Origin of the sequence: Burkholderia sp. Se-20378 (assembly GCF_017104665.1) — a bacterium.
In the GTDB taxonomy this organism is placed as follows: Bacteria; Pseudomonadota; Gammaproteobacteria; order Burkholderiales; family Burkholderiaceae; genus Burkholderia; species Burkholderia lata.
Window position 1 is genome coordinate 1 of record NZ_JAAGPG010000301.1, and the last position, 10,125, is coordinate 10,125.

Below are 10,125 nucleotides of genomic sequence, written 5' to 3' on the forward strand. Positions count from 1 at the left end.
TCGCGCGCCTGTCATCGTCAAGTCGCTCGCGCGAGCCTCGACGCGCGAGCGCCGGGTCGATGCGAGGCCTGAGCGGTGTGTCCGTGGGCCAACGGTCCGGTCAGATCTGGACCATCTCGAAGTCTTCCTTGCGGGCACCGCATTCAGGGCACGTCCAGTTGATCGGGACGTCTTCCCAGCGCGTGCCCGGGGCAATGCCCTCTTCCGGCAGCCCGGCTTCTTCGTCGTAAATCCAGCCACAAATCAGGCACATCCAGCTCTTGTATTCCATCTTAAGCCGCGTCGGGAAAGTCGGTAAATTCGGGAGCCATGATGGTACCGTGTCGGGGCCGGACTGCCTAGCAATCGCGCTGGAGTAACGCGACTACGTTGCGCTGCGCTAAAAAATCCGTCGTGCGGGCCGGATTCCGCCGCATAATGGCTGAAAAGTGCGGCCTGCCGGGCAACACAGGGCCGAAAACGCCCATTTCGCCTCGCCGTCCGCATGCCCGTCGCTTTCCCGTTTTTCTCTTGCCCCATTTTTACATGTCCAGCAACGCCCCTCCGATCGTCCTCACCTTCGGCCTGTTCGACCCCACCGGCGGCTCTGGCATTCAAGCCGATCTGTTGACCCTGGCGAGCATGGGCTGTCACGGCGTGTCCGTCATGACGGGCTACACCGTGCGCGACTCGGCCGCCTGCGACGAAGTGACGGGGCTCGATCCCGACGTCGTCGCCGCCCAGGCGCGCATGCTGCTCGAGGACATGCCGGTCGCCGCGTTCAAGATCGGCGCAACCACGCGCGCGGAAGTCGTCAGCGCGATCGCCGAGGTGGTCGCGGACTACGACGGCGTGCCGCTCGTACTCGCGCCTGACTTCACGCTCGACGACGAGCACGTGCTCGCCGCCGACGACCTGCGCGAATCGATCGCCGACCTGCTCGCGCCGCAAACCACGCTGCTGGTCGCCGACTACGCGACGCTGATCGCGCTCGCGCAGCCGGACGGCGACGCCGAGCCGCCGAATCTCGACGCGGCCGTCTCGCACCTGCTGTCGCAGGGCTGCGAGTACATCCTGTCGTCCGAGACGGGCTCGCACCGGCTCGTCAACACGCTGTACGGCGAGGAAGGCCAGCTCCGCGAGGACATGTGGGATCGCTCGCCGCACCGGCTGATGGGCATCACCGACACGCTGGGCGCGGCCATCGCGGCACTGCTCGCGAACGGCCAGGAGCCGCCCGAAGCGGTTCGTGAGGCGCAGGAATACCTGTATCAGGCCGTGCGTGACGCGTTCCGGCCCGGCATGGGTGCATACCTGCCCGACCGGTTCTTCTGGGCGCGCAGCAACGAAGACTCGGATACACCGCCGGCCGTTAAGGCCGACCCGGTGCCGAGGACGTCGCACCGGCATTGAGGGCACGTGCGGCGGGGCATGCCCCGCCGTCGCGCCATGTCACGCCCTTTGGACGCGACATCTTCGGCCGCCCTGCGCACTCATCGCAATTCGCGCGCACATAAAAAAAGACCCGCATCGCTGCGGGTCTTTTTCTTTGGCTGGAACGCGCATCGCTGCGCGCTCCGGACACCATCGACCGAAGTCGATTACATGTCCATGCCCATGCCGCCCATGCCGCCCGGCATGCCGCCCGGCATCGGTGCGTCTTCCTTCGGCAGTTCAGCAACAGCTGCGTCCGTCGTCAGCAGCAGGCCTGCAACCGAAGCTGCGTTCTGCAGTGCGGTACGCGTGACCTTGGTCGGGTCGACGACGCCGGCCTCGACCATGTCGACGTACTCGCCCGTCGCTGCGTTGTAGCCGTAGTTGCCCGTACCTGCAGCAACTGCCGCCACCACGACGCTGGCTTCTTCGCCGCCGTTCGTGACGATCTGGCGCAGCGGCTCTTCCATTGCGCGCAGCACGATCTTGATGCCGGCGTTTTGATCGGCGTTAGCGCCGGTCAGGGCTGCGATCGCGGTGCGAGCGCGGATCAGCGCAACGCCGCCACCTGCCACGATGCCTTCTTCCACAGCTGCGCGCGTTGCGTGCAGTGCGTCTTCGACACGTGCCTTCTTTTCCTTCATTTCGACTTCGGTCGCTGCACCGACCTTGATCACTGCAACACCGCCGGCCAGCTTGGCCACGCGCTCTTGCAGCTTTTCACGGTCGTAGTCCGACGTCGCTTCTTCGATTTGCGCGCGCACTTGCTTCACGCGTGCTTCGATGTTCACGGCTTCGCCTGCGCCGTCGATGATCGTCGTGTTTTCCTTGCCCACTTCGATGCGCTTCGCCTGGCCCAGTTCTGCCAGCGTTGCCTTCTCGAGCGTCAGGCCGGTTTCTTCCGCGATCACCTGGCCGCCGGTCAGGATCGCGATGTCTTCCAGCATCGCCTTGCGACGATCGCCGAAGCCCGGTGCCTTGACCGCAACGGTCTTCAGGATGCCGCGGATGTTGTTGACGACCAGCGTTGCGAGCGCTTCGCCTTCGATGTCTTCGGCGATGATCAGCAGCGGACGGCCAGCCTTCGCGACTTGCTCGAGTACCGGCAGCAGATCACGGATGTTCGACACCTTCTTGTCGTGCAGCAGCACGAACGGGTTGTCGAGGACGGCGACTTGCTTTTCCGGGTTGTTGATGAAGTACGGCGACAGGTAGCCGCGGTCGAATTGCATGCCTTCGACGACGTCGAGTTCGTCTGCCAGCGACTTGCCGTCTTCGACGGTGATGACGCCTTCCTTGCCGACCTTGTCCATCGCTTCAGCGATGCGATCGCCGATCGACGTGTCGCTGTTCGCCGAGATCGAGCCGACCTGTGCGATTTCCTTGTTCGTCGTGCACGGCTTGCTGATCTTCTTCAGCTCTTCGACAGCCGCTGCGACTGCCTTGTCGATGCCGCGCTTCAGGTCCATCGGGTTCATGCCCGATGCGACGTACTTCATGCCTTCGCGAACGATCGATTGCGCGAGGACGGTTGCCGTCGTCGTGCCGTCGCCTGCGTTGTCGCTGGTCTTGGAAGCCACTTCCTTGACCATTTGCGCGCCCATGTTCTGGAGCTTGTCCTTCAGCTCGATTTCCTTCGCGACCGACACACCGTCCTTGGTGACCGTCGGGCCGCCGAAGCTGCGCTCGAGCACGACGTTGCGGCCCTTCGGACCCAGCGTGACCTTGACTGCGTTGGCGAGAATGTTCACGCCTTCGACCATCTTCGAACGGGCGGAATCGCCGAATACGACGTCTTTAGCTGCCATCTTCTAACTCCTTGAATTCTTGGGAATATGTACCGTCGGTGGACGCTTACTTGGCGTTGACCACGGCCATGATGTCTTCTTCGCGCATGACCAGCAGTTCGTTGCCGTCGACCTTCACGGTCTGGCCTGCGTACTTGCCGAACAGGACGCGATCGCCGACCTTCACGTCGAGCGCGATCGGGGCGCCCTTGTCGTCGCGCTTGCCCGGGCCGACGGCCAGGACTTCGCCCTGGTCCGGCTTTTCAGCAGCGGCGTCGGGGATCACGATGCCCGAGGCGGTCTTGGTTTCCTGATCCAGGCGCTTGACGATCACGCGATCGTGCAAAGGACGAAGGTTCATATTCACTCCTCTCTTGACTGAGATTGAAGAACGCTTAGGGAATCTGCCCGGCTTATCGCCCGGCAGAGAATTGTTAGCACTCTCGTGCAGCGAGTGCTAATTATATGGACGGGTTTTGACAAATTCAAGAAGGGGGGTTTGCGGTTTTTTTCGAGGCGGCAAGGCTCGCCCGACCTTGAGCGTGGCTCACTTGCGCGTGAGCCCGACACGATCGGGGCGAAGCAAGGAAAGCGACGATATGCCCAGCAAAAACAATAACTTACCATGACGAGCGATCGACCTCCGACGGAGCCGGGAGGATGCCGCGAGCCGCTGGCATGACCCTACGTCACGGGAAATTCCCCAAGGGCAACGATACCTCAGGGAAATCCCGCGTATCCGGGCGAACGCGGGCAAATTAAATGGGGCCCGGACACTCCGCCGTGGTCACGATGCGGACGCGCCGCGACACGCGCGCACTCGCCAGCCCCGAACGTCCCGGTCGTCGATACGTCACGCATCGGATCCGTGTGATCACGGGTGCAAAGCCAAGCTGCCGGCCCGATAACGGCCATGAGCAGCCCGGATCAACTCCACGCCATTCACCGGACGAATCTTCCGGAATGTTCTATGCCAGCGCGGAAACGGGACTCTCGGAGATGGCACGCTGCGACGCCTGGCCGGGAACGACCAAATGCCTTGCCATCGAGATCTCATCGACGGTATCGAGCCGGTAGCCATGCGTATACACCGCGCTCAATTGAAGCCCGTTCTCGGGGCGAAGCGCCAGTTTTTGTCGAAGTCGATAGATGTGGGTGTCGAGACTCCGCGATGTTCCATCCAGCGCTCGCCCCCAAGCCAGCGTCGACAAGGAATCCCGGGAAAGTACGCTCCCGATGTTGTTGAACAGGAAAGTTGCCAGCGCAAATTCCTTCGCCGTCAAATCGATGATTTTTCCATGCACGGCGATCGTACGCGCAAGCGGATTCAAGACATACGCCCCGACCTCGACCCTGCTATCGAGTTTCTTGTTGCGGGCCTTTCGACGCAACAGCGCATTGACGCGAGCCGCCAGCTCGATCTCGCGGAACGGCTTGCCGATGTACTCGTCGGCGCCTGCGTCCAGCGCAGCGGCGACATCTGCCTCAAGCGTTCTCGCGGCCAGGAACAAAACACCCGGTTCGTCCCCGACATTAGCCCGAATCCAGTGCAGCAGATTGAGGCCGTTGGCATCCGGAATTCGCCAATCGAGCACGATGAGGTCGACCATCTCCTTCTTCAGAAAATGAACAGCTCGCGCGCTATCGCACACCCGGAAAATTTCCCGATTTGATCCTCGTAGCGCCCTTTCAAAGGCGGACGCCTGGTCCGGATCGCCTTCCACTAACAAGATACTCATAACACCCCCAGCCTTCATCGACTCGAATGATTTTCATCGCACTCCAAATCGATCGCCCGAATACACAGGCATGAACATGATGGTTTCTTATTTAATAAATGCGATCGATTTAAACCAGTCTTGCCTCAACGCCAACCGCAAAACCCCATCAACACACTGCTGCCCAACCCTGTCCGTCACCCTGTTTTTAAAAGGACGCTCCTGTTCTGCATCGAGCACCAACGAACAGCGGCGTCGGCGGGCGGGCAGACAGTCGCAAGCAGATCATCGTGAGACTGCCAGGCACTCCGGCACCCAGATTGGCGGCACTCATGCTGCCGTCGCCAGCAGTCAACCCATCGGGAGATTCACCGTCGCGTGGCACGGCACGGTTCGCTCGCCTCCAGGCATGTCACTCAGATGTTACTAACATATCAGTAGAATATCGAAACGCCTGCCAAAGATCAAAGAGGGGTAAACCCGTTCGTCGACCTTGCCCCTTTTTGCGTTGAGTTGAAAACAGGGGGCGACCGGACTAATATGTTAGTAATATCCTTCCAGCAATCACTTAGGCACATGAACGGACTGACGGGCAGCACCCTTGCCGAACAGGCTCACGAGAAACTCGAGGAGCTCATCGTCACGCTTGAGCTCGCGCCCGGCAGCGTGTGGTCCGAGGCATCGCTCGCAGAGAAGCTGAATACGGGGAGAACGCCGGTTCGCGAGGCCGCACAACGATTGGCTGCCTCGCATCTGCTGCAGATCGTTCCTCGACACGGCATCATGATCACCGTGCCGAACATTCACGATCAATTGCTCGTGCTCGAAACGCGTCGTGAACTCGAACGGCTCATTGCACAACGCGCTGCACGGCGGGCGTTACCCGAGGAGCGCGAGCAGATCCGCGAAATCGCCCGAAAACTCGACGCGGCTGGCGAAGCACGAGACGTCGTCGCCTATTTGAGATGCGTCTACACACTCAATCAGCTCATCGCGCAGTTCTCCCGGAATCGGTTCGCTGCCGAGGCTATTGCGCCGCTACATGCGTTGTCCCGGCGCTTTTACTTCATGCATCACAAGCAGCTGGATGATCTGCCGGCGGCGAGCCTGCAGCACACGAGAGTCGCGCGCGCAGTCGCTGACGGTGACGAGGAGGAAGCCGGGCGTTCATCCGACATGATGATCGACTATATCGACGCATTTACGCGAGATTGCTTTACTCGTGACTTTGAGCCACATCACTCGCGAGCGGCAGTCTGATGACACTTTTCGGTTTCGATTGACAAAACCGACTCAGGGTTGCGCCGTGCTTCTTGACGCACCACACAGCACGTTCGATCGCGTGCCGTCGATGAATCGAGCATCCGCTCATGCCCGGCAAATACTGCGCAAGCTCGATCGTGTACACGCCGATATCGGCCCGGCATCATCGTTTCCGAAGAGATCGGCTGGGCACACCGCCGATGTCGATCCCACCACACCGTGGAAACAACGAATCGCCCGCGAAACATGCGGTAAGTCATCACCGCACGCCAGTTGCCTCTGCCTACCCGGCGTAGCGGCGCCGCCCTTCACCGCGGGATTCCACACCGTTCAATCAACCCATCCATCTGCTCCTCTCGAATGGGTTCGGAGATGTAGTAGCCCTGGCAATCGATCTGCGCCATTGCCTTCAGCCATTCGAACTGAGCCCTGGTTTCGACACCTTCAACAACGACCTTCTTCTTCAAACGCCCCCCAAGCTCGACGAGCGTTTCGACCATCGCCCTCGATTCAGGATTTTCATGAACGTCGCGCATGAAGGATCGATCCAGCTTGAGTGTGTCGACTGCCAGGCAATGCAATTTGGTCAACGACCAGCATCCCGAACCAAAATCGTCGATTGCGACACTCACGCCAAGATCCCGAATCGATGCAACGGCAGCGGCAAGCGCATCGATCGGGCCTGGATCAACGGACTCCGTCAATTCAATTTGAAGATTCCCGGCACAGACGGCATAGGAATCCAGAACAAGCGCCAGTCTTCTTGCCATCTCCGGCCGCGTAATCTCGCGAGCGGGCAAATTGACGGACAGGGATAAATCGCCATATCCGAGCGCAGCCCAACTGGCGAGCACCCGCACGGACTCCTCGATCACATAATCCGTAAACCGGCATGTCAGATGCGAATTCTCGACAAGGTCAATGAACGCCGCCGGCATCAACATGCCATGCTCCGGATGATGCCAGCGTATCAACGACTCGAATCCGGACAGCAATCCGGTCTGAACGCGGAGCTTGGGTTGATAAACGAAAAAGAACTCTTTCCGAACCAATCCGCGCTCCGCATCTTCGACAAGATCACCCGTCCTGCAACGCACGGCCGTACCATCCACAGCAATCTCCCATGCACGCACTCAAAATCTCGGTGCCTGCTGATACAGCCCGGCTTCCACTCCGGGCTTTCCGTCGGCCGTGCATCCCCACGCGATTACTTCCACTGGTACAGCATGCCGGCGCCGATCACCTTCTGACCGCCGCTGAAGCCGCCGTTGATCGACGCCTTCAGGTTCTCCGTGATGCGAGCCTGCATGTTGACCGCCATCGCCTTCTGGCCGAGGAAGGTCGACGTACCCACGCCCATCCCGAAGTTGGCGTCGCGATCGAGCTGCGGGATCGACGCCATCGCGCCGACGGCCGCGATACCCTGCTTCGCCATCTGGTCGGTCTGCTGCAGTTGCGAACCCAGCGAGTTGATCTGCGCCTGCTGGCCCGACAACGCCGTCGACAGCGTCGACTGCACCGCGTTGAGCTGGTTCAGGTTGACCGCATCGGTACCCTGCGTACCCGGCGCCACGTTGATGATCTGGCGCTGCTGTGTGTCGCTGCCGACGGACACGACGTTCTGGCGACCGCCATCCGTCGAGTTCGCGCCGATCGCCACCGAGTTCGAACCCGCGGTGACGGTCGGCTTGTCGGTGCCGGTGCCGTTCATGTCGGCGGCAATGCCTGCGTTCGCGGTCTGCGGCGTGTTCATCAACGTGGACAACTGATTCAGCTGGTTGTTGATGTTCGTCACGCCGGTCGACAGCGATGCCACGCTCGCGTTTGTCGCGTTCAGGCCGGTGGACAGCGAGCCGATGCTGTTTGCCGTCGACGTCGACAATGCGTTGATCGCGGTTGAGGTCGACGTGGACAGCGCGGACACGTTGTTGTTGGTCGCATTCAGGCCCGTCGACAGCGCGCTGACCGCGTTGTTCGTCGCGTTGAGCTGGCTGCCGTTGATCGCGTCCGTGCTGGTAGCCGAGACCTGGCCAGCCGCGACGTTCGTGATCTGGCGTTCCTGCCCCGGCGAACCGACGCTCAGCACGCCTACCGGATTGGCGCCGGCGACCGCGTACGTGACCCCACCGACCGTGACGCTCGATACGGCAACCGCGTTACCGGTAACCGAGTTCGCACCGAGCGCGATCGAGTTGGCGACGTTCGCGGTGGCGTTCGAGCCGAGCGCGAGTGCGTTGGCCGCGCTGGCCGTGGCGCCCGAGCCGTAGGCCTGTGCGCCTATGGCGCTGGCCGTGGCCAGGTTGCCCAGTGCGATCGTATTGTCCGCAGTGGCCTGGCTGGAATTGCCGACGGCGAGCGCGCTGTTGCCGGTTGCCGTGCTTGCGTTGCCGACGGCAACTGCGCCCGTGCCGGTCGCCGTGTCGTTCGCGCCCATCGCGACCGCACCGGTGCCCGTCGCGACGCTCGGATCGCCGATTGCGACCGCGCCGTCGCCGCTTGCCGTGTTGCCGGAGCCGATCGACACGGCCTTGCCGCCGGTTGCCGATGCGTTCTGGCCGATCGCGACCGCACCATCCGACTGCGCGTTCGAACCGTAGCCGACCGCGACACTGCTGGCACCCGCGGCAGTTGCGGCTACGCCGGCAGCCAGCGAGTCGATACCCGTTGCGGCGCTGTTCGCGTAGTTCGCCCCTTGCGTACCGCCATCGTTGACGGCGTAGTAGTGCGTTTTCGCGGCTTCGATTGCGGTCGAAGTCGACGTGGACAACGACGTGATCGAGCTGTTGGAGGAGCTCAGGCCGGTGGACAGCGAGCTGATACCGGTCGAGGTCGACGTGGACAGCGACAGGATCGTGCTGTTCGTACTGCTCAGGCCGGTCGACAGCGAGCTGATGCCGGTCGACGTCGAGGTGGACAGCGAGGTGATCGAGCTGGTGGCCGACGACAGGCCGGTCGAGGTCGAGGTCGACAGCGACGACACCGAGCTGAACGTCGAGCTCAAGCCGGTCGACAGTGAGCTGATGCTGGTCGAGGTCGAGGTGGACAGCGACGTGATCGAGCTGTTGGCCGACGACAGGCCCGTCGACGTGGACGTGGACAGCGAGCTGATCGAGCTATTGGCCGACGACAAACCTGTCGAGGTCGAGGTCGACAGCGACGACACCGTGCTATCCGTCGAGCTCAAACCAGTCGACAGCGAGCTGATGCCGGTCGACGTCGAGGTGGACAGCGACGAGATCGAGCTGTTGGCAGACGACAGACCCGTCGAGGTCGAGGTCGACAATGACGAGATCGAGCTATTAGCCGACGACAGGCCCGTCGACGTCGACGTGGACAACGACGAGATCGAGCTGTTAGCCGACGACAAACCTGTCGAGGTCGAGGTCGACAGCGACGACACCGTGCTGTCAGTCGAGCTCAAACCAGTCGACAGCGAGCTGATGCCGGTCGACGTCGAGGTGGACAGCGACGAGATCGAGCTGTTTGCAGACGAAAGGCCGGTCGAGGTCGAGGTCGACAGCGAGCTGATCGAGCTGTTGGCAGACGACAGGCCAGTCGAGGTCGAGGTCGACAACGACGAGATCGAGCTATTAGCCGACGACAGGCCGGTCGACGTGGACGTGGACAGCGAGCCGATCGAACTATTGGCCGACGACAGACCCGTCGACGTGGACGTGGACAGCGAGCTGATCGAGCTATTGGCCGACGACAGACCCGTCGACGTCGAGGTCGACAGCGACGACACCGTGCTGTCAGTCGAGCTCAAACCAGTCGACAGCGAGCTGATGCCGGTCGACGTCGAGGTGGACAGCGACGAGATCGAGCTGTTGGCAGACGACAGGCCAGTCGAGGTCGAGGTCGACAACGACGAGATCGAGCTATTAGCCGACGACAGGCCGGTCGACGTGGACGTGGACAGCGAGCCGATCGAACTATTGGCCGAC

The 10,125-nt window shown here is 61.7% G+C and carries 8 protein-coding genes; 2 read left to right on the forward strand and 6 right to left on the reverse strand.

The features are described from left to right. Positions 1–100: 100 nt before the first annotated feature. Positions 101–271 carry a rubredoxin gene (locus G3N93_RS25865; RefSeq protein ID WP_004186709.1) on the reverse strand — a complete coding sequence of 57 codons (171 nt, stop codon included), beginning with the start codon at positions 269–271 and terminating at the stop codon, positions 101–103. Between the two features lie 254 nt (positions 272–525). Between G3N93_RS25865 and G3N93_RS25870 the strand changes: the two genes are divergently transcribed. After that, positions 526–1,392 carry a hydroxymethylpyrimidine/phosphomethylpyrimidine kinase gene (locus G3N93_RS25870; protein WP_174944448.1) on the forward strand — a complete coding sequence of 289 codons (867 nt, stop codon included), beginning with the start codon at positions 526–528 and terminating at the stop codon, positions 1,390–1,392. Positions 1,393–1,580: 188 nt separating this feature from the next. Here the strand turns inward: G3N93_RS25870 and groL are convergent, their stop codons facing one another. From groL to G3N93_RS25885, 3 genes are all read right to left on the reverse strand, one after another. Next, the gene (gene groL, locus G3N93_RS25875) at positions 1,581–3,221 is read right to left on the reverse strand and encodes a chaperonin GroEL (protein WP_011351137.1); all 1,641 of its coding nucleotides are present in this window, start codon (positions 3,219–3,221) and stop codon (positions 1,581–1,583) included. Between the two features lie 46 nt (positions 3,222–3,267). Further along, positions 3,268–3,561: a co-chaperone GroES gene (groES, locus tag G3N93_RS25880; protein WP_011351136.1), complete on the reverse strand. Its 294-nt coding sequence runs from the start codon at positions 3,559–3,561 to the stop codon at positions 3,268–3,270. A gap of 607 nt (positions 3,562–4,168) precedes the next feature. After that, positions 4,169–4,924, reverse strand: coding sequence for a response regulator transcription factor (locus G3N93_RS25885; RefSeq protein WP_307873432.1), 756 nt, complete (start codon positions 4,922–4,924; stop codon positions 4,169–4,171). A gap of 570 nt (positions 4,925–5,494) precedes the next feature. Here G3N93_RS25885 and G3N93_RS25890 point away from each other — a divergent pair. Further along, on the forward strand, positions 5,495–6,178 hold the full coding sequence (locus tag G3N93_RS25890; RefSeq protein ID WP_174989902.1) for a GntR family transcriptional regulator: 684 nt from the start codon (positions 5,495–5,497) through the stop codon (positions 6,176–6,178). A gap of 311 nt (positions 6,179–6,489) precedes the next feature. On the opposite strand, the gene G3N93_RS25895 is transcribed toward G3N93_RS25890, so the two are convergent. Beyond that, positions 6,490–7,314: an EAL domain-containing protein gene (locus tag G3N93_RS25895; RefSeq protein WP_206134251.1), complete on the reverse strand. Its 825-nt coding sequence runs from the start codon at positions 7,312–7,314 to the stop codon at positions 6,490–6,492. Positions 7,315–7,388: 74 nt separating this feature from the next. Further along, the coding region (locus G3N93_RS25900) for a YadA family autotransporter adhesin (RefSeq protein WP_206134252.1) at positions 7,389–10,125 on the reverse strand (2,737 nt) is incomplete at its 5' end.

What these genes read in the sequence shown, in the direction of transcription:
- G3N93_RS25865 (WP_004186709.1), bottom strand. Translation starts at nt 271, where the DNA reads ATGGAATACAAGAGCTGGATGTGCCTGATTTGTGGCTGGATTTACGAC.
- G3N93_RS25870 (WP_174944448.1), top strand. Translation starts at nt 526, where the DNA reads ATGTCCAGCAACGCCCCTCCGATCGTCCTCACCTTCGGCCTGTTCGAC.
- groL (WP_011351137.1), bottom strand. Translation starts at nt 3,221, where the DNA reads ATGGCAGCTAAAGACGTCGTATTCGGCGATTCCGCCCGTTCGAAGATG.
- groES (WP_011351136.1), bottom strand. Translation starts at nt 3,561, where the DNA reads ATGAACCTTCGTCCTTTGCACGATCGCGTGATCGTCAAGCGCCTGGAT.
- G3N93_RS25890 (WP_174989902.1), top strand. Translation starts at nt 5,495, where the DNA reads ATGAACGGACTGACGGGCAGCACCCTTGCCGAACAGGCTCACGAGAAA.